The following is an 18,376-nucleotide window of genomic DNA, read 5'->3' on the forward strand; positions in this document are numbered from 1 at the left end:
CTCTCCGTGAGGTCTGCGCTTGGGGGAGGGCGGCGCCGCGAGCCCGATCGTTACCCGAGGGTAACTCCATGTCAAGGCCCGAAATGACGGAGAAACACGTTCCATGTCAATACGTCACAGGGGAACCAGACACCCCGCGCCTGGTCCGTCAGGCACCATGGAGGCATGGACTCAGGATCGGTGGCCCTCCTGCGCGAACTCCTGGCCGAGACCGGCTGGCTCGAACGCGCCCGCGAGCTGGGCCTGGCCCTGCGGGCCACCCGCTCGCCCGGCGGGCTGCTGCTGGTCGGCACCCCCGACGACGAGCCCTGGCACCTGACCGCCCACCTCGCCGACGAGGCCAGGTTCTCCGGGCTGTCTCAGCTCACGCCCACGCTGCTGCGCTGGGCCCCGCCGCCCGACGCGCCGCCGCACCTGCGGGTCGGGCTCGACCGGCTGGAGCAGGCGGGGCGCGGGGAGACGCTGTTCGTGCTGGCCGAGCAGCAGGCTCCGGTGCCGCTGCTCGAACGCGTGGACGACGCGCGCCGTACGGGGGCGACGATCCTGGCGATCGAGGGCGGCGACCGCGAGCTGGCCGGGCTGGCCCACGACGCGATCGCGGTGCCGCGCGACGGGCTGGTGACGTTCGACGGGGCTCAGCACCTGGTGAGCGCGGCGGCCGGCGAGGCCGACCAGCGCCCTGGGCTGCGCGAACGCCTCGCCCGCCTCCTCGACAAAGTCAGCGGCCCCCGCCTCACCGACTGACCGCCGCCTCACAACACCTCACCGTCGTGAGGCGGTCGCGCTCCCCCCACCTCACCTCGCCCAACCGCCGGCACGGCGGTCGCGCTCCCCTCACCTCACGACCCCCCACCGCCGACACAGCGGTCGTGCTCCCCACCTCACACCCCCACCGCCGGCACAGCAGTGGCGCTCCCCCACCTCACCTCGCCCAACCGCCGGCACGGCGGTCGCGCTCCCCTCACCTCACGACCCCCCACCGCCGGGACAGCGGTCGTGGGGCGGGGTGGAGGGGTCGGCGGCGGGGTGGCCGGAGAGGCGGGCGCGCAGGGCCGGGGCGAGGGCGGCCGTGGCCTCCTCGATGGCCTTGATGACCACGGCCTGGACCGGGTCGGGCTCGCCTGAGCGGGTGCGGCTCACGCGGGTGACGGTGTCCAGGCGGCGGGCGCCGATGTCGCGGATGTCGCTCACGCGTACCTCGCCCTCGGGGACGTCGAGCAACGCCAGCTCCGGCACGATCGCCACCCCGTGCCCGGCCGCGACCAGCGCGAGCGTCGGCCCGAACTCGGTGATGACGTGCACCTTGCGCGGCTCGGACCCGTGCAGCCCCGCCAGCCGCTCCAGCGCCTGCCCGCACGCCTGCGCGGGGTCGCCCGCCACCCACGGCCGGCGCATCAGGTCCTCGACCGTGGACGGCGGATCGGGCCAGGAGGGCGGCACGACGACGCGGTATTCGTCGACGTAGAGCAGGCGGGTGGTGAGCGACGGCAGCGACAGCGGCGGCAGGCCCATGTCCTGCTCGGTGATGAGCACGTCCACCGACCCCAGCCGAAGCTCCTGCAGCGCCGGTTGCCCGTAGATCTCGCGGATGACCGGCGTGATGCGCGGATGGCGCCGCGCCAGCTCCCGCATCGCGGGCACCAGCACATGGGTGATCACCGTGGGGAACGCGGCGATGCGCACGGGACCGGCCAGGCGTTCGGTGAAGCGGGTCAGCTCGCGCTTGGCCTCGGTCAGCTCCTCCTCCACCCGGTCGGCGTACCCGGCCAGCACCCGCCCCGCGGGGGTCAGCGAGACGCTGCGCTGGGAGCGGTCGATGAGCGGCAGGCCGACCTCGCGTTCGAGCTGGGCCAGCTGCTGCGAGACGGCGGACGGGGTGAGATGCAGCGCCTCGGCGGCCCGCGCGACACCGCCGCGCCTGGCCACCTCACGCAGGACGCGTAATCGCCGGGGGTCGATCTCCATGTAGGGCAGCTTAGGCCCGGAGTGAAGGTTTCTTTAATTGTGCTTCAGTGCCCGTAGTGCGCAGAATGTCGCTCATGGATCTCCTGCTCGACGCCGTCGGCTGGGCCGGCGCGGCCCTGCTGCTGGCCGGCTACGCCCTCGTCTCGTCCGCCCGTCTGTCGGGCGACGGGGTCGCGTACCAGCTGATCAACCTCGGCGGCTCCGTCGGGCTGATGATCAACAGCGCGTACAGCGCCGCCTGGCCGTCGGCGGCGCTCAACCTGATCTGGGCGGCCATCGGGGTCACCGCCCTGGTCAAGCTGGCCAGGGCGGTGCCGAGGGCGGCAGGACGTCAGTCGTCGTCCTGATCGGCCTCGTCCCACGCCTTGTTGCGGTCGGCGGCACGCTGCAACGCTCCTGCCGCCTCCTGCTCCGACGCGTAAGGGCCCATCCGATCCTTGTTGGGGCAGCCCTGATCGGGCTCGACCCGCATGTGCTTGAGACAGAACCACCACTGGCCTTCGCTCACGAGGTCAATTCTGCCCCGTAGACTCGTGTTTCATGACGACACTGCTCCAGCCAGGGCGAGTTTCGCCCATGCGAAAGGTTCCCGCCCACATCGAGCGGCCGGAGTACGTCGGCAAGAAGCGCCCCAAGACCGGCGAGTCCGACGTGAAGACCCCCGAGATCATCGAGCGGATGCGCGTGGCGGGCAGGATCGCCGCCCAGGCTCTCGAGGAGGTCGGCAGACACGTCCGGCCGGGCGTCACCACCGACGAGCTCGACAGGATCGGCCACGAGTTCCTCCTCGACCACGGCGCCTACCCCAGCACGCTGGGCTACAAGGGCTATCCGAAGTCGCTGTGCACCTCGATCAACGAGGTCATCTGCCACGGCATCCCCGACGACACCGTGCTGCGGGACGGCGACATCGTCAACGTCGACATCACCGCCTACATCGGCGGCGTCCACGGCGACACCGACGCGACGTTCCTGGCCGGAGAGGTCGACGAGGAGTCGCGGCTGCTGGTCGAGCGCACCCGCGAGTCGATGATGCGGGCCATCAAGGCCGTCGCGCCGGGCCGCCAGCTCAACGTCGTGGGCCGCGTCATCGAGGCGTACGCCAAGCGCTTCGGCTACGGCGTCGTGCGCGACTTCACCGGACACGGCATCGGCGCCACCTTCCACTCCGGCCTCATGGTGCCCCACTACGACGACCCGTCGCTGCGGGTGGAGCTGGTGCCGGGCATGACGTTCACCATCGAGCCGATGCTGACGCTGGGCACGATCGAATACGAGATCTGGCCCGACAAGTGGACGGCGGTGACGAAGGACCGCAAGCGCACCGCCCAGTTCGAGCACACGATCGTGGTCACCGACACCGGCAGCGAGATCCTCACCCTGCCCTGACCCGCCCCGGTCACGGGGGCGGGCCGCCACAGGATCGGCCGCCTCGTCCCGGCCCGCAGGCGGGGGCGCGCAGGACCGGCCGCCTCGTCCGGGCCGGCGGCCTCAGCGAGGACGCCGCCCTGTGCGGGCGGGGCGGTCAGGGGCGCGACGCCGGCACCACGCCGGACACCGTGGTGCCCTCGCCGAGCACGCTGTTGACCGACAGGCTCCCCCCGGCCTCGGCGAACGCCGCGCGCATGCGGGCGATGCCGCCCCCGGGCCCCGACGCGATGAAGCCCTGCCCGTCGTCGCTGACGGTCATGCGCAGCCCGCTCTTGCCCACCGTCACGGCGATGGACACCGTGCGGGCCCTGCTGTGCCGCTCGACGTTGGACAGCGCCTCACGCAAGGTGGCCATGACGCAGCTGGAGACGCCTGACGGCACGTCGGTCGCCGGCAGCGCCCAGGTCTCCACTGCGATTCCGGTGCGCTCCGACCACTCGGCGAGGCAGCTCTCCAGCGCCTCGGCCAGGCTCTGCCCCCCGCGCATCCGTGTCTCTTCCGACAATGGTCATCGCCTTTCTCGGCACCCCGGGCCACACGCCGGTCCCCACTCCGGCGCTCCCGTCGACGCGGTGCGCATCCCCCCTCAAGGCCACGCACGCTGCCTGACGGGGTTATACCCGTCTCCCCTGGGAGAAAGGCTACCTGCCGGTCGATGGGCTTGTAGTGGGAAGGTAGAAGGCCATGTCCGATCGGCTACGCACCCGAGGCCAGAGCCCCTATTCGCCCTTGTCCGCCCTGTCGGCCCTGTCGGCCTTGTCGGCGCGGTTGAGGCGGGCGAGGTAGGCGTTGTAGGAGTCGAGCTCGGGATCGCGCGCGCCGGTGCGGTCGGCCCTGCGGTCGGCGCGGCGGGCCTGCCGGTCGTCGTCCTGGTACCACTGCATGGCGATGGCCAGCAGCACGATGAGCGTCGGGATCTCGCCGAAGCCCCACGCGATGGCGCCGCCGTCGCGCTGGGTCTGCAGCAGGGTGTCGCCCCAGGTGCGGCCGAGCTGCTCGTACCAGCCGGACGCGATCACGGTGCCCATCATCATCAGCGCGATGCCGAAGAAGGCGTGGAACGGCATGGTGACGAACAGCATCAGCAGCCGCCCGACGTGCGGCAGCCGGTTGGGGCCCGGGTCGACGCCGATGATCACCCAGAAGAACAGCGCGCCGCTGAGCAGGAAGTGCAGGGTCATCCAGATGTGGCCGAGGTGCTCGTTCATGGCCGACTCGAACAGCGGCGTGAAGTAGAGGGCGTACGTGGACGCGACGAAGATCGCCGTGGCGACCACGGGATGCGTGATGACCTTGGTGAACCGGCTGTGCAGGATCGTGGTGATCCACTCGCGCGGCCCCCTGTCGCCCCGCCTGGCGGCCGGCTTGAGCGCGCGCAGGGCCAGCGTGACGGGCCCGCCGAGGACCAGGAAGATCGGCACCACCATCGACAGCGTCATGTGCTCGATCATGTGGATGTCGAACATGACCTTGGCGTAGCGGGCCAGCCCGCTCTGGGTGGCGAACACCAGCAGGGCGACGCCGACGTACCAGGAGGCGGTGCGCCCCCACGACCAGGTGTCGCCGCGCCGCCGCAGGCGGATCACGCCGAGCGCGTAGAGGCCGGCCAGCACGGCGGCCACCACGGCGAAGAACAGGTCGAACCACCACAGGGTGAACACGTTGCCCAGCGTGAGGGCGGGCGGCATGGGGAAGCCGAGCAGCTCGTACGCCCGGTCGGCCGGGATGCTGAAGTCGGGCGGCGGCGTCCGCGACAGCGCCACGGCCACGCCGATGGTGGCGAACATGAGCACGGTCTCGCCGCCGGCCAGCCGGGTGAACGCCCGGGGCTTGCCCGCCTTGAGGTCGGCCAGCGTGCGCTGGCGGTGCCAGTAGCCGACGTAGCCGAGCAGCACGAAGGCCACGATCTTGGCCAGGGCGAGCAGGCCGTACTCGGTGGTCCACAGGTCGGAGACCGCGCCGAGGCGGGCGACCAGCGCGAACACGCCGGACAGCCCTACGCCCGCGTAGCAGAACAGCGCCAGCCGGGAGAAGCGCTCGGCCGCGAGCTCCAGCTGCGGCTGCTTGCGCAGCGCGTGCAGCGCGAGCACGCCGAGCCCGCCCACCCACAGGGCGAGCGAGAGCAGGTGCAGCGCGACCGACGAGGTGGCGAGGTCGTGGTTGGGCGAGGAGGAGGTGTGGCCGGTCAGCGGCGCGGGCAGCATCGTCACCAGCGCGAACACCAGCAGCCCCGCCGCCGCGCCCGCCGTGATCGCGCCGCGCGAGAACAGCGCGATGGCCACCCCGAACAGCACCACGAGCGTCAGCGCCACGCCCTGCGTGGTCTGGGTGGCGTAGCTGGTGAGGATCACGCGGTCGAGGATCTGGGGCAGGGTGCGGCCGATGGTCTCGGCCGCGCCGAACAGGATCGCGAGGAACGCCGCCCCGGCCCACGTCAGCGCCGCCCACGAGCTGGCCTTGACGTAGTCGACCGCGCTCTTGCCGAGCACGCCCTTGTCGTTGGGCAGCAGCAGGGCGGCCATGAGCAGCAGGCCGACGGTGACGACGCCGGCGGCGTCCATGAGCAGCTTCGAGATCGGCAGCCCCCACCGGACGACCGCGCCGGAGTCGGGCAGCCCTGGGATGATCCTGGGGAACGCCCTGCCGCCCGCGATCATGCCGATGACCAGGGCGGCGACGGCGGCCACCGTGGTCACGAGCGCGAGGCGCACCGATCGGGTCATGGCTGCTTTCTCCGCGCGCTGAGCAGGAAGCCGATGCCGATGCCGACGAGCGCGCCGACGACGATGATCAGCCAGACGGGGAACGTGACGTCCTGCTCGGCCGCGGCCGTGTCGGCCTCGATCGTGGCGTCGCCGCTCGGCGCCGCCGCCGGCTGCTCGGATGACTGCTCAGGCGGTGGCGAGGCCGCGGTCTCGGCGGGCGCGGGCGTCTCACCGGCGCCCGCCGTCGCGGCGTCGGACGCGGTATCGGACGCGGTATCGGACGGCTCGGCGCTGGGAGCGGCCTTTTCCGCGCCCTTCACCCGGAACGGGATCTCCCCCTCGATCGGGTGCCCGTCCGACGACACGACGCGATAGGCGATCGTGTATTTCCCGTCGGGCAGCGGCCCCTTGACCGCCTGCGTCACCACGGCGCCGTCAGCCTCGGGCTTGCCGCTCTGATGCTGGGCGTCGCCGTCGCCGCGGACGATGACGAACGGCAGCCGCACCTTGGCGCTGAATTCGAGCCTGATCTCGTCGAGGGACTCCACCTCGGCGTTCTTGGCCGGGCTGCTGCTCTTGAGCGTGTCGTGCGCCAGCGCGGGGGCGGCGGTGCCGAACACGAACAGGGCGGCGGCGAGAATCGCGGTGAGGGCCGCGAGCGGGGATCTGTTCATGGCAACCCCCAGGCTACCGACGCCCCCGCCCGGTCCGGACCCCGCTCCTCGAACCCGGGTCTACAATTCGCCCACCCTGCCCCTTTCTGGCTCATCCCCGGCCTTAGGGACAGGCCGGGGATGGGGACGGGAGGCGACGGCAACGGCCTCAGAGGCCGGCGCAGGCCAGCGCCCGCTGGTAGGCGTCGATCGCGCCGTCGGTGTCGCCGAGCTGCTCCATCGTCTCGGCCGTGGCGTACCAGTGGGAGGCCGAGCGGCGGGTGTCGGGCAGCGGCTGCAGCCACCGCTCGACGGCGGCGGCGTGGTCGCGGCCCTCCTCCGTCTTGCCGGCGGCGCCGTAGATGCGGCCGAGCAGCAGGTTGGCCTCGGCGCCTGCCACGTGGCCGTATTGGGGCAGCAGGTTGCGGCAGGCCACGGCGTGGCGGCCGGCGTCGTCGAGGTCGTTGCTCATGTATTCGGCGCAGGCCAGCTCGAGGTAGAGGGTGGCCTGGTCGATGGTGCTGGTCGAGGTCTGCTCGAACTCCTCGATCGCCGAGCGCAGCAGGTTGCGGACGCTCGCCGGGTCCTGGGCGCCGGTGCGCAGCCGGGTGCGGGCGGCCTGCAGGCGCATGCGCGCGGTGTTGCGCGGCTGCCCGTGCTCAAGCTGGACGGCCAGGGCCCGCTCGATGAACGCGACCGCCTCGTCGTGGTGGCCGGTGGCGCGGGCGACGATGGCGGCGTTCCAGTTGGCCGCCACGATGGAGCGTGGGGTGCCCAGCGCGTCGGCGGCGTTGAGCAGCTCGGCGGCGAACTGCCTGGCGCGCAGCATGTCGCCGCGCTCGTAGTAGGCCATGAGCAGGGTGGCGGCCAGCTCGACCCGCTGATCGGTCCAGGGCTCGCGGGCGTTGCCGATCAGCAGCTGCTCGCCCACCTCGACGGCGAGGTGCAGCTGCTCGCTCTCGCGGTAGGCCCGGCACAGCGCGACGGCCACCTCCAGGGCGCGCTCGGAGGGCAGCTCCTCCTCGCGCAGCCGCAGCATGATCGCGATCGCCTCGTCGAGGTCTCCCGCGGCCTCCGTGGCCAGCGCCAGGCCGAACTCGGCTTCTTGACGAAGCGATGTCAAACCTGCCAAGTTACTGTTTCCCAGGAGTTCCGCGAAACGCGTGCGGGCCTCGGCGACCTCGCCGTTCTCGAGTGCCAGCCGCGCGTAGCCGAGGGCCAGCTCGATGTCCTCCATCTGCTCGGCGGTGACCCCGTTGATCAGATAGGACAGCGAGCAGTCCAGTTTCGTGGCCAGCAGCTCCAAGACCGCAGGGGTGGGAGTACGCTTGCCGCTCTCGATCAACGAGACGTAACTGTCCGACAACTCGGGATGTGCCAGCTGAGCCTGAGAAAGGCCGCGTTGCCGCCTAACCGTCTTGATACGGAGTCCGACTAGGTCCGATGTGGTCACAGCTGCCACTCCCTGAGAAGATGAAGTCCGAGCAACCCACATAGGCGAGGGAGAACCCCCATGCGTAAGCGCATTGCCCTGTCAGTCCTGGCCGTCGCGATCGGCGCCGCGGTAGCCCTTGCAGGTAATGTTACGACCGCGAGTGCCTCTACGTCTTCCCTCACGAGCTCCATCACGAGCGCGACCGCCGACGTCGGCTGCTGCTGACGTCACGACGGCGCCGAAGCGGGCCGTCGAAGTAGAACGCTCGGGCAGCGCACGATTTTCGGGCAGGCACCGCACACGCCTGGCCCGGTCGTCGTGCGGGCACGCTCGTAACGCTGGTGTCGGACTCGTGTGGTCCCGTCACCCGCAGGCCGCGCGTCACCGCCTGAGTCACTGATCAGGGGCCCACGTGAATCAATACACACCAGAGACGGCCGGTTGACAAGCTACCGGCCGCATCTACATTCCAGCTACACGCCACGTGGGCCCTCCCCCCTCCCGGCATCGCGATGAGGCTTCCCCCGTGCGTCCCCCCGTGCATCCCTCCGACGATCACCGTGCTCTTCTGGCATCCGGCCTGGTCTTAGGTCTGCTGGGGCCGGTGGTGGGGGTGCGCGACGGCGTGCCGCTCGATCTGGGCCCGCCGCTCCAGCAGGCGATCGCGGCGATGCTCGCCACGCGATCCGGCCGGGTGGTGACCCTGCCGCAGCTGATCGAGGGCCTTTGGGGTGACGATCCTCCCCCCAGCGCCCAGCAGAGCGTCTACACCTACGTCGCCGGGCTGCGGCGCGCCTTCGAGCCGGGCCGCGGCCGGCGTGAGCCGCCCCGTACGGTCGTCAAGGCGCCGGGCGGCTACCTCTTACGGCTCGATCCCCTGCGGACCGACGTGCACCTCTTCGCCGCCCGCCTGGAGGCGGCGGACCAGGCCCGCAGGTCCGGCGACCTGCCCTCCGCGTTACGCACCCTCGACGAGGCGCTCGTGTTATGGCGCGGGCCGGCGCTCAGCGGCGTTCCGGGGCTGTTCGCGGACGGTGAGCGGGCCAGGCTCGACGAGCTCCACGTGCTCGCCGTCGAGGCCAGGGCCGAGGTCCTGACCGGGCTCGGCCGCCCCGAGGACGCGCTGGCCGCGTTGCACGACCTGACCCGCCGCCACCCTCTCCGCGAACGCCCCCGCGAACTGCTCATGCTGGCCCTGCACGCGTCCGGCCGCCAGGCGCAGGCGCTGCAGGTCTTCGAGGAGGCCAGGCGCGTCCTGGCCGACGAACTGGGCGCCGACCCCGGCGAGGGCCTGCGCCGCGCCCACCGGCTCGCCCTGACGCCCCCCGAGGAGCCCCCTGCGCCGGACGGCGGCCGAATGCCCGCGCAGGGTCCCCCGCCCCAGGACCGCCGCCAGCCGCACCCCACCCGCCCCCGGCAAGCGCCACCCGGCGCGCAGCCCGCCTCTCCCCGGAACGAGCCCCACGGGCAGAGCGGTGCGGAGGGGGCCTCTCCCCCACGCGAGACCGGCGAGCACGGAGCCGCTCCCCCACGCGGGGCCGGCGAGCACGGAGCCGCTCCATCGCATGAGGCCGATGCGCGGGCGTCCTCTCCTTCGCGCGAGGAGTTCGTGCCGCGGCAGCTTCCCCGGGCGCTGGCGGGGTTCGTGGGGCGGACGCGGGAGATCGTGCGGCTCACGTCGTTGCTGGATCCGTGGGGTGATGAGGCGCCGCATCCGTTCGTGGTGATCTGCGGGGCGCCGGGGGTCGGCAAGTCGACGCTGGCGGTACGGGTCGCCCACGCCGTACGCCACCGCTTCCCCGACGGCCAGCTCTACGTCAACCTGCGCGGCGGCACGCCGAACGTGCCCCGCCCCTCCGCGTACGAGGTGCTGAGCCGGCTGCTGCGCGGCCTGGGCACGCCCGACAACGCGGTCCCCGCCGACGAGGACGAGGCCGCCGCCCTGTTGCGCAGCGCGCTGCACGGCCGCCGGCTGCTCGTGCTCCTCGACGACGCCGCCGGGCTCGCGCAGGTCAGGCCGTTCACGGCGGCGCCGCCCGGCACCACGGTCCTGGTCACGAGCCGGGAGTCCCTGGTGACCGGCGCCGACCGTGCGCAGGTGCGCCTGGGCCCGCTGTCGGACGCGGAGGCCACGGCCATGCTGGCCAACCTGGCGGGCGCCGACCGGGTGGCCGCGGACCTCGGACAGACCGGCAGGCTGGTCCGGCTGTGCGACGGGTTCCCGCTGGCGCTGCGCATCGCGGGGGCCCGGCTGGCCGACCGTCCCGACTGGAGCGTGGGGGCGCTGACGGAGCGGCTCACCGACGAGCGGCGCAGGCTGCGGGAGCTGGAGGCGGGCGAGCTGGCCGTACGGTCGAGCCTGGCGGCCAGCTGGACGGCGCTCAGCGGCAGCGCCCGCGAGATCGACGCGGCGGCGGCCCGGCTGCTGGCCCTGCTGGGCCTCCTGCACGTGCCCGACATCACCTTGGAGGCGGCCGCGGCGCTGTCGGGGGGCTCGGAGACCGACGTGGAGCGGGCGCTTGAGCGCCTGTGCGACGCCCACCTGCTGGAGGCCGGGGAGCCGGGCCGCTACCACCCGCACGACCTGGTCCGGCTGTTCGCGAGCGACCTGCTGCCCGCGGGCGAGCGGACGGCGCCGCTGCTGCGGGCGTTCGGCTTCTACGCCGAGTCGGTCAGGACCGCGGCGCGGACCAGCGACCCGCACCGCGTCCACTGCCTGCATCCGCCGGTCCAGGCGGCCGGGCGTTCGTTCCGGGACGCGGCGGAGGCGGACGACTGGCTGCGTACGGAGGAGGCCACGCTGCTGGCCGCCGCGGTCCAGGCCATGGCGGACCCCGACGACGGCGTGGCCAGGGCGGGCGCGGCGATCGGCGCGGCGCTGTGGTGGTACCAGCAGAAGTCCTACCGGGTACGTCACCTCGTCGCGACGGGCGAGCGGCTGGTCGCCACCGGCGAGCGTCTCCAGGACCAGGTCATCGCGATGCACGGCCACGCGCACCTGGCGACGGGCCTCTACTTCAAGGGCGACCCGGCCTCCGTCACGCACAACGAGCGGCACCTGGCACTCGCGAAGCGGCTCGGCGACCGCTTCAACGAGCAGCGGGCGCACGGCAACCTGTCCTCCACGCTGCTGAAGTGGGAGCGCTTCGAGGAGGCGCTGGACCACGCGCTGGCGCAGCGCGTGATCGCCTGCGAGATCGGCTCGGACGTCGGCGAGCGCTACGCGCTGCTGGTGGCCGGGCGGGCCTACCTGGAGCTCGGGCGGTTCGACGAGGCCGCGGGCGTGCTGGAGGAGGGCGCGGCGATGGCCGAGCGGGCGGGCGACCCGCACAGCCGGGTGGAGTTCGCGGTGTGGCAGGGCAGGGCGCTGATCGACATGGGGCGGCTCGACACGGCGTTCTCGGTGCTCAGCGAGACGCTGGAGCCGGCGAGGAGCACGTCGAGGACGACGGAGATGGCGTGCCTGGTGCACCTGACGCGGGTGCACCGCCTGCTGGGGCAGCTCGGCGAGGCCGTGCGGCGCAGCGCGGAGGCGGTGGCGGTGGCCGAGCGGGCCGGCAGCTCGTACTGGCTCGAACGGGCGATCGCCGAGCGCGACGAGGCCGCGTCAGGGCAGCGCCCGGCCCGGACGCGTCGCCGCGGCTGACTCACAGCGGCGGCGCGGTGTCTCTGAGCGCCAGGAAGAAGTCCACGCGGTCGGCCATCGTGGACAGGTCGCGGCCGGTCAGCTCCTCGATCCTGCGTACGCGGTAGCGCACGGTGTTGACGTGCACGTGGAGCTGCTCGGCGCAGGAGTTCCATGAGCCGGCCCGGTCGAGGAAGACGCCGAGCGTGCGTACCAGGTCGGACTGGTGCCTGCGGTCGTAGTCGAGCAGCGGCGACAGCAGCCGGCGGGAGAAGGAGCGGCGCACGTCGGAGGGCACGGTGGCGAGCAGCAGCGCGTGCGTGTAGATCTCGTCGCTGGTGACGACGCCGCCGGCGCGGTCCTCGGCCAGGCGGCGGGCGTGCCCGGCCTCCTCGACGCCGCCCTTGACGGCGGCGGCGCCGGTCAGGGCGCCGCTGAGGCCGACGCACAGGCGGGTGTCCGGCAGCGCGGCCACCACCTCGGCCCCGGCGCGCAGGCGGGCGGCCAGCTCGGCGGTTCCGCCCCCTGTGCCGCCCCCGGTGCCGCTCCCGTCTCCGCTCCCGTCTCCGCTCCCGTTGCTACCCTCGCGCAGGGGCACGACGGCCACCGCGCCGTCGGCGCCGGCCGCGGCGACGATCTCGCGGCCGAGCAGCTCCTCCACGATCCGGCCGCCGAGGGTGGCGGGGTCGGGGCCGCGGGTGGCGCCGGGTCTGACGGCGACGGCGTTGACCACCGCGTACGGCTCCGACGCCCCGATCCCGCAGGTCCGCAGCCTGGCGTTGAGCTCGGCCGGGTCGGCGCCGGCCAGCGCGGCGACGATGAGCTGCTCGGCCAGGCGGCGCTCGACGCGGCGGCCCTCCTCGACGCGGCTGCGTTCGAGCCCGACGCAGGCGGCCAGCTCGTAGCCGACGTCGGCCCGGTCCATCAGGTCGCCGTCGCAGGCCAGCGCCCAGCCGGCGGCGCGGTGTCCGCGTCCGACGGCGAAGATCGTGTGCTTCCCGGCCAGGACGGGCAGCCGTGGCGCGGTCAGGTACGTCCTGGCCAGGCCCGCGGGATCGTCGGCGGCGCCCACCACGACCTCGCCCGACGCGGACAGGACGGCGCCGGTGACGCCCAGCTCGGCGGCGGTCAGCTCGAACAGCTCGGCCAGCCCGGCGCCCTCGGCGAGCGCGGCGACGAGCCTATGGTGGCGGCCGAGCGCGTCGCGCGCGTCGCCGGCCTGCCGGCCCGCCGCCAGCTCGGCCAGGGTGCGGAACGACACCTCGACGGGCACCTCCAGCAGCGGCAGCCCAGCCCGCTCGCAGGCGGCGACCAGGTCGTCCGGCACGTGGCCGAGCAGCGCCTGCCCGGCGCCCAGCGCGGCGACGCCCGACTCGGCCAGCGCCGCCACGAACCGGTCGGAGTCGCCCGGCTCGCGCCACCAGGTCAGCCCGGTCAGCACCAGCTCGCCGCCGGCCAGGTAGCGGCCCGGCTCGGGCAGGTCGGTGACGTACACGCCGGCGAACTCACGGGCGGGGTCGCCGGTGAGCAGGGTCAGGCGCAGGTCCTCGATGGCCAGCAGGTCGGAGAGGCGCACCTGTAGGAATGTACAAGGCGGGCAGGACAACCGCTGACCGACATTTCACGTCGTGCGCATAGGAGCGGCCGGGCGGCCGGTGCTCTACTCGGAGGATGACGCAGACGGCTGACGAGAGGGCCGGCGAGATCCTGCACGGGATCGGCGCGAGCGCGCGGCGGCCCGACGCCACGCTGAAGGTGACCGGCGAGTTCGCCTACGCCTCCGACCTGTGGCTGGAGGGCATGGTGTGGGGCGCGACGCTGCGCAGCCCGCACCCGTCGGCGTGGATCCGCTCGATCGACGTGGGCCCCGCGCTGCGGATGCCGGGCGTGCGCGCGGTGCTGACGCACGAGGACGTGCCGGGTGAGAAGTACTTCGGGCTGGACCACAAGGACCAGCCGGTGCTGGCCGTCGACGAGGTCCGCTACCAGGGCGAGCCGGTGGCGCTGGTGGCGGCCGACCATCCGGAGACGGCGCGCAGGGCGGCGGCGGCGATCGAGGTCGGCTACGAGGTCCGCCCGGCGGTGACCGACCCGCGCGAGTCGCAGCGGTTCGTCCGCCACCAGCCGGTACGCCGCGGCGACACGTTCGAGGCGGAGGTCGTGGTCCGCGGCGAGTACGAGGTCGGCATGCAGGACCAGGCGTTCCTGGGCCCCGAGGCGGGCCTCGCGGTGCCGGCCGAGGACGGCGGCGTGGACCTGTTCATCGCCACCCAGTGGCTGCACGTGGACCGCGACCAGCTCGCGCCCTGCCTGGGCCTGCCGCCGGAGAAGGTACGGCTGACGCTGTCCGGGGTCGGCGGCGCGTTCGGGGCCCGCGAGGACCTGTCGATGCAGATCCACGCCTGCATGCTGGCCCTGCGGCTGAACCGCCCGGTCAAGATCTCCTACGGCCGCGAGGAGTCGTTCTTCGGCCACGTGCACCGCCATCCGGCGCGGATGCGCTACGAGCACGGCGCCACCCGCGACGGCCGGCTGGTCTACGTCAAGGCGGACATCCTGCTGGACGGCGGCGCGTACTGCTCGTCCTCGCTCGCGGTGGTGGGCAACGCGGCGTCGCTGGGGGTGGGGCCGTACGAGGTGCCGAACGTGCACGTCGACGCCACCGGCGTCTACACCAACAACCCGCCGTGCGGCGCGATGCGCGGCTTCGGCGCGGTGCAGGCGTGCTACGCCTACGAGTCGCAGATGGACCTGCTCGCGCAGGCGTGCGGGCTGTCGCCGGTCGAGATCAGGATGCGCAACGCGGTCTCCCAGGGCTCGCGGCTGGCGACCGGGCAGGTGATCGACGCGCCGGCCCCGCTGGCGGACATGCTGAAGCGGCTGGAGTCGATGCCGCTGCCGCCGGAGCGCACGGACGCCGACCTGCGGTCACTGCCCGGCGGCGTCTCGCAGACCACGCACGGCGAGTCCGTGCGGCGCGGCGTCGGCTACGGCGTGGGGATCAAGAACATCTGCTTCTCCGAGGGCTTCGACGACTACTCGACCGCGCGGGTGCGGGCCGAGCTGGTCGGCGGCGAGCCGCACGTCACCGTGCACACGGCGGCGGCCGAGGTGGGGCAGGGTCTGGTGACCGTGCAGGCGCAGATCGCGCGGACCGAGCTGGGGGTCGCGAACGTCACCGTGGCCACGGCCGACACCTCGGTCGGCTCGGCGGGCTCGTCGTCGGCGTCGCGGCAGTCGTACGTGACGGGCGGCGCGGTCAGGGCCGCCTGCCAGGCCGTGCGCGAGCGGTTCCAGGGGCTGCCGGCGAAGCAGGCGCTTGAGCGGTTCGGGCCGATCGAGGAGACGCGGGAGTACCGGCACCGGCCGACGTACCCGCTGGACCCGGTCACCGGGCAGGGCGACTCGCACACGCAGCTCGCGCTGTGCGTGCACCGGGCGGTCGTGGACGTGGACGTCGAGCTGGGCCTGGCCAAGGTGGTCGAGCTGGCGGCGGTGCAGGACGTGGGGCGCATCCTGAACCCGCAGGCGCTGGAGGGCCAGATCCACGGCGGCACGGCTCAGGGGCTGGGGCTGGCGCTGATGGAGGAGATCCAGGTGCGCGACGGGCGGGTGCTGAACCCGTCGTTCACCGACTACCTCATCCCCACGATCCTCGACATGCCGCCCATGAAGCTGGAGATCCTGGAAAATGCCGACCCGGCGGCCCCGTACGGGCTGCGCGGCGCCGGCGAGCCGCCCACGCTCTCCTCCACCCCGGCCGTCGCCGCCGCCGTCAGAGCGGCCACGGGGCTTCGGTTGACTCGCGTTCCCATCAGGCCGGAAGATATCGCCTTGTCCGAATGACGGCATGACGAGGGGGCATTTCATGGCAAGCGCGCGCGAGGCGGCCGAGGCGGAGTTCCGGCGCTTCGACACCGACGGCGACGGCCTGCTGACCGCCGAGGAGATCAGGAAGGCCAACGAGGCGCTGGGCGGGCAGGGCGCCTCCGAGAGCGAGATCGAGGCGTTCATCTCCTCCGCCGACAGCGACGGCGACGGCTCCATCAAGCTGGAGGAGTTCATCGCGCTGGTCGGTCACGGCCGCCACGAGAAGGCGTGATCTCACCCGCCCTTGGGTAGCAACCGGGCACTCCCCCGTCGATCACGAGGGAGTGGTGCCGGTGCTCGACAGGTTCTTCGAGCTGACCGGGCGGGGGAGCACCGTCGGCCGCGAGGTGCGTGGTGGTCTGACCACGTTCATGGCGATGGCCTACATCATCCTGCTCAACCCGATCATCCTGGCCGGCGCGAGGGACGTCACCGGTGCCCGCCTGTCGATCGTGGAGCTGACCACCTCCACGGCCCTGGCCGCCGCGATCTCGACGCTGCTGATGGCGTTCGTCGGCAACGCGCCGTTCGGGCTGGCGGCCGGGCTGGGGCTCAACGCCGTGGTCGCCTACCAGGCCGCCCCGCGCATGACCTGGCCCGAGGCCATGGGCCTGGTGGTGCTCGAAGGCGTCGTCATCATCGTGCTGGCCGTGTCGGGACTGCGTACGCTGATCATGAACGCGATCCCGCTGGCGCTCAAGCACGCGATCAGCGTGGGGATCGGGCTGTTCATCGCGCTCATCGGGCTCGTGGACGCCGGTTTCGTCGCGCCGGGCTCCGGCACGCCCGTGCAGCTCGGCGCGACGGGCCACCTCACGGGCTGGCCCGTCGCGGTGTTCAGCTTCGGCCTGCTGCTGATGATCCTGCTGTACGTGCGCAGGGTCCCCGCCGCCATCCTCATCAGCATCGCGATCACCGCACTGCTCGCCATCATCGTCAACGAGACGGCCACGGTCGAGCCGGGCGCGTGGGGCGTGGTCACCCCGCACCTGCCCGAGTCCCTGATCGCCGCGCCCGACTTCGGGCTGGTCGGGCGGTTCGACCTGTTCGGCGGGTTCGCCACCGCCGGGGCGCTGACGGCCACGGTCGTGCTGTTCACGCTGGTGCTGTCGGGGTTCTTCGACGCGATGGGCACGATCATCGGCGTCAGCGACGAGGCCGGGATGGTGGACGACAAGGGCCGGGTGCCCAGGCTGGGCCGCATCCTCACGGTGGACGGCGTGGCCGGCGTGGTGGGCGGCACGGTCAGCTCCTCGGCCAACACCGTCTTCGTCGAGTCGGCGGCCGGTGTCGGCGAGGGGGCGCGTACCGGGCTCGCCAGCGTGGTGACCGGCGCGCTGATGGGGCTGACGCTGCTGTTCACGCCGCTCGCCGGCGTGGTGCCCGCCGCTGCCGCCGCGCCCGCGCTGGTGCTGGTCGGCGCGCTCATGATGACGCAGAGCAGGAACGTGCCCTGGGACGACCTGGAGCTGGCCGTGCCGGCGTTCCTGACCATCGCGCTGATGCCGTTCACCTACTCGATCACCAACGGCGTGGGGGCAGGGGTGATCGTCTACACGCTCATCAAGGCCGTCAGGGGGCGCTTCTCCGAGATCCCGGTGCTGCTCTGGATCGTCTCGCTGGTCTTCTTCGCCTACTTCGCCATCGACTGGCTGCAGGAGCTGTTCGCCTAGCGGATGTCGCCGCTGTTGCAGGCCACGCCGTTGCCGTCGAGGTCGGTGTACCAGGCGTACTCCTCGTGGCGGCCCTTGTGGTAGGGGCCGTAGCCGGCCGCCCCGGCCTCCTTGCAGCTCGGGAAGCGCTTGTCGGGGACCCGGCCCGAGACGCCCGTCTGCTGGGCGCCGGGCTGGGTCTGGCCCGTACCGGTCTGGGTCTGACCCGGTTGCGTCTGATTCGTGCCTGGCTGCGTCTGGTTCGTGCCTGGCTGGGTCTGACCGGTGCCGGGAGGCGTCTGCTGCGTCCCAGGCGGCGTCTGCTGCTGGGTGCCGGGGTCCGTCGCGCCGGGGGACGCCGGGTCCGTGGGGGCGCCGGTCGGAGAGCCGCCGAGCATGCGGGCCACCAGCGACTCGGCGTCCTCCTTGGTGAAGCCCGCGATGCTGACGCTGTCGCCCTCCATCGGCTGGGTGACGATGGGCGCGGCCAGCACCGTCTTGGGCTGGTCGGCCTGCTCGGGCGCCAGCACGATCGCGACCGACCGCTGGTCGAGCGCCAGCTCGTCGATCAGCTCCATCAGCCGCTCCTTGAACGCCGGCGCGACCGCGATGCGGACGGAGTATTGGCCGTCGCGCTCGCGCAGCGGCTCGATGCGCTGCACCGACTGCACGGTGATGCCGTCTTCGAGGAGATAGCAGGTGGTCTTGGCGCTGTCGAGCACGGCCGGGTCGCCCGGGCAGGGCGCGGGCTTGGTCTCGGTGACGGGCGCGAAGTGGATCGGCACCGCGAGATGCTGCGGCGGCTTGCCGCCTAACAGCGGCGTGTCAGGGTTTTGCGTCATCAGGACGGCGACCGTGCCGAGCACGCCCGCGACGAGCACGACGAGGACGAGCGACACGATCAGCACGATGGTGGTGAGTCTGCTGGCCTTCGGCTCCCCCGGATCCGCGATCGGCGGCTCTTCCGGCTTGTCCATCGATGACGTTCCCATCCTGACGGCCCATTCTGACGGGTCGGGCTGCGGGTGAGCCTATCGAGA

Annotated in this window: 15 protein-coding genes; 7 read left to right on the forward strand and 8 right to left on the reverse strand. The window is 72.7% G+C overall.

Annotation, left to right across the window (positions count from 1 at the left end; all coding sequences use genetic code 11):
- The first annotated feature begins 165 nt into the window (after nt 1-165).
- On the forward strand, nt 166-744 hold the full coding sequence (locus tag ACFFR3_RS15885) for a hypothetical protein (protein ID WP_364559474.1): 579 nt from the start codon (nt 166-168) through the stop codon (nt 742-744).
- 222 nt (nt 745-966) lie between these two features.
- Here ACFFR3_RS15885 and ACFFR3_RS15890 read toward each other — a convergent pair whose 3' ends face one another.
- Nucleotides 967-1,965, reverse strand: a complete 999-nt coding sequence (locus ACFFR3_RS15890) for a LysR family transcriptional regulator (protein WP_379483335.1) — start codon at nt 1,963-1,965, stop codon at nt 967-969.
- Nucleotides 1,966-2,039: 74 nt separating this feature from the next.
- On the opposite strand from ACFFR3_RS15890, the gene ACFFR3_RS15895 reads away from it, so the two are divergent.
- On the forward strand, nt 2,040-2,312 hold the full coding sequence (locus tag ACFFR3_RS15895) for a CBU_0592 family membrane protein (RefSeq protein ID WP_345400734.1): 273 nt from the start codon (nt 2,040-2,042) through the stop codon (nt 2,310-2,312).
- Here ACFFR3_RS15895 and ACFFR3_RS15900 read toward each other — a convergent pair.
- Nucleotides 2,297-2,473: a hypothetical protein gene (locus ACFFR3_RS15900; protein ID WP_185112781.1), complete on the reverse strand. Its 177-nt coding sequence runs from the start codon at nt 2,471-2,473 to the stop codon at nt 2,297-2,299. The genes ACFFR3_RS15895 and ACFFR3_RS15900 overlap by 16 nt on opposite strands.
- A 32-nt stretch (nt 2,474-2,505) precedes the next feature.
- On the opposite strand from ACFFR3_RS15900, the gene map reads away from it, so the two are divergent.
- The gene (map, locus tag ACFFR3_RS15905; RefSeq protein ID WP_345400731.1) at nt 2,506-3,354 is read left to right on the forward strand and encodes a type I methionyl aminopeptidase; all 849 of its coding nucleotides are present in this window, start codon (nt 2,506-2,508) and stop codon (nt 3,352-3,354) included.
- Between the two features lie 136 nt (nt 3,355-3,490).
- Here the strand turns inward: map and ACFFR3_RS15910 are convergent, their stop codons facing one another.
- The 4 genes from ACFFR3_RS15910 to ACFFR3_RS15925 form a co-directional block, all read right to left on the reverse strand.
- On the reverse strand, nt 3,491-3,883 hold the full coding sequence (locus ACFFR3_RS15910; protein ID WP_379483336.1) for a sensor histidine kinase: 393 nt from the start codon (nt 3,881-3,883) through the stop codon (nt 3,491-3,493).
- 232 nt (nt 3,884-4,115) lie between these two features.
- Nucleotides 4,116-6,119, reverse strand: a complete 2,004-nt coding sequence (locus tag ACFFR3_RS15915; protein ID WP_379483337.1) for a bifunctional copper resistance protein CopD/cytochrome c oxidase assembly protein — start codon at nt 6,117-6,119, stop codon at nt 4,116-4,118.
- On the reverse strand, nt 6,116-6,775 hold the full coding sequence (locus ACFFR3_RS15920) for a copper resistance CopC family protein (RefSeq protein ID WP_364374578.1): 660 nt from the start codon (nt 6,773-6,775) through the stop codon (nt 6,116-6,118). The genes ACFFR3_RS15915 and ACFFR3_RS15920 overlap by 4 nt, the downstream gene beginning before the upstream one ends.
- Nucleotides 6,776-6,923: 148 nt before the next feature.
- Nucleotides 6,924-8,249 carry a helix-turn-helix domain-containing protein gene (locus tag ACFFR3_RS15925; RefSeq protein WP_379483338.1) on the reverse strand — a complete coding sequence of 442 codons (1,326 nt, stop codon included), beginning with the start codon at nt 8,247-8,249 and terminating at the stop codon, nt 6,924-6,926.
- 544 nt (nt 8,250-8,793) lie between these two features.
- On the opposite strand from ACFFR3_RS15925, the gene ACFFR3_RS15930 reads away from it, so the two are divergent.
- Nucleotides 8,794-11,835: an AfsR/SARP family transcriptional regulator gene (locus ACFFR3_RS15930; protein ID WP_379483339.1), complete on the forward strand. Its 3,042-nt coding sequence runs from the start codon at nt 8,794-8,796 to the stop codon at nt 11,833-11,835.
- 1 nt (nt 11,836) lies between these two features.
- Here ACFFR3_RS15930 and ACFFR3_RS15935 read toward each other — a convergent pair whose 3' ends face one another.
- Nucleotides 11,837-13,390 (reverse strand): PucR family transcriptional regulator, encoded by a 1,554-nt coding sequence (locus ACFFR3_RS15935; RefSeq protein ID WP_345400719.1) that lies wholly within the window; start codon nt 13,388-13,390, stop codon nt 11,837-11,839.
- Nucleotides 13,391-13,485: 95 nt separating this feature from the next.
- Here ACFFR3_RS15935 and ACFFR3_RS15940 point away from each other — a divergent pair, with 95 nt between their 5' ends.
- The 3 genes from ACFFR3_RS15940 to ACFFR3_RS15950 all read left to right on the forward strand — a co-directional run bounded on the left by ACFFR3_RS15940 (nt 13,486) and on the right by ACFFR3_RS15950 (nt 17,357).
- Complete coding sequence (locus ACFFR3_RS15940) at nt 13,486-15,660, forward strand: molybdopterin cofactor-binding domain-containing protein (protein WP_379483340.1); 2,175 nt, start codon at nt 13,486-13,488, stop codon at nt 15,658-15,660.
- A 22-nt stretch (nt 15,661-15,682) separates the two neighbouring features.
- Entirely contained in the window at nt 15,683-15,916 is a 234-nt protein-coding gene (locus ACFFR3_RS15945) for an EF-hand domain-containing protein (protein WP_345400716.1), read from the forward strand.
- Between the two features lie 61 nt (nt 15,917-15,977).
- A complete protein-coding gene (locus ACFFR3_RS15950) occupies nt 15,978-17,357 on the forward strand; it encodes an NCS2 family permease (RefSeq protein ID WP_364374598.1) in 1,380 nt (459 codons plus the stop codon).
- Here ACFFR3_RS15950 and ACFFR3_RS15955 read toward each other — a convergent pair.
- Entirely contained in the window at nt 17,354-18,313 is a 960-nt protein-coding gene (locus ACFFR3_RS15955) for an excalibur calcium-binding domain-containing protein (RefSeq protein ID WP_345400707.1), read from the reverse strand. The genes ACFFR3_RS15950 and ACFFR3_RS15955 overlap by 4 nt on opposite strands.
- Nucleotides 18,314-18,376: the final 63 nt, after the last annotated feature.

This window comes from Nonomuraea salmonea (assembly GCF_042428605.1).
Lineage (GTDB): Bacteria > Actinomycetota > Actinomycetes > Streptosporangiales > Streptosporangiaceae > Nonomuraea > Nonomuraea salmonea.

Bases quoted from the DNA above. Each gene is read 5' to 3' on its own strand.
- ACFFR3_RS15955 (WP_345400707.1), bottom strand. From the start codon at position 18,313: ATGGACAAGCCGGAAGAGCCGCCGATCGCGGATCCGGGGGAGCCGAAG.
- ACFFR3_RS15895 (WP_345400734.1), top strand. From the start codon at position 2,040: ATGGATCTCCTGCTCGACGCCGTCGGCTGGGCCGGCGCGGCCCTGCTG.
- map (WP_345400731.1), top strand. From the start codon at position 2,506: ATGACGACACTGCTCCAGCCAGGGCGAGTTTCGCCCATGCGAAAGGTT.
- ACFFR3_RS15925 (WP_379483338.1), bottom strand. From the start codon at position 8,249: ATGTGGGTTGCTCGGACTTCATCTTCTCAGGGAGTGGCAGCTGTGACC.
- ACFFR3_RS15940 (WP_379483340.1), top strand. From the start codon at position 13,486: ATGACGCAGACGGCTGACGAGAGGGCCGGCGAGATCCTGCACGGGATC.
- ACFFR3_RS15920 (WP_364374578.1), bottom strand. From the start codon at position 6,775: ATGAACAGATCCCCGCTCGCGGCCCTCACCGCGATTCTCGCCGCCGCC.
- ACFFR3_RS15885 (WP_364559474.1), top strand. From the start codon at position 166: ATGGACTCAGGATCGGTGGCCCTCCTGCGCGAACTCCTGGCCGAGACC.
- ACFFR3_RS15945 (WP_345400716.1), top strand. From the start codon at position 15,683: ATGGCAAGCGCGCGCGAGGCGGCCGAGGCGGAGTTCCGGCGCTTCGAC.
- ACFFR3_RS15910 (WP_379483336.1), bottom strand. From the start codon at position 3,883: ATGCGCGGGGGGCAGAGCCTGGCCGAGGCGCTGGAGAGCTGCCTCGCC.
- ACFFR3_RS15890 (WP_379483335.1), bottom strand. From the start codon at position 1,965: ATGGAGATCGACCCCCGGCGATTACGCGTCCTGCGTGAGGTGGCCAGG.
- ACFFR3_RS15915 (WP_379483337.1), bottom strand. From the start codon at position 6,119: ATGACCCGATCGGTGCGCCTCGCGCTCGTGACCACGGTGGCCGCCGTC.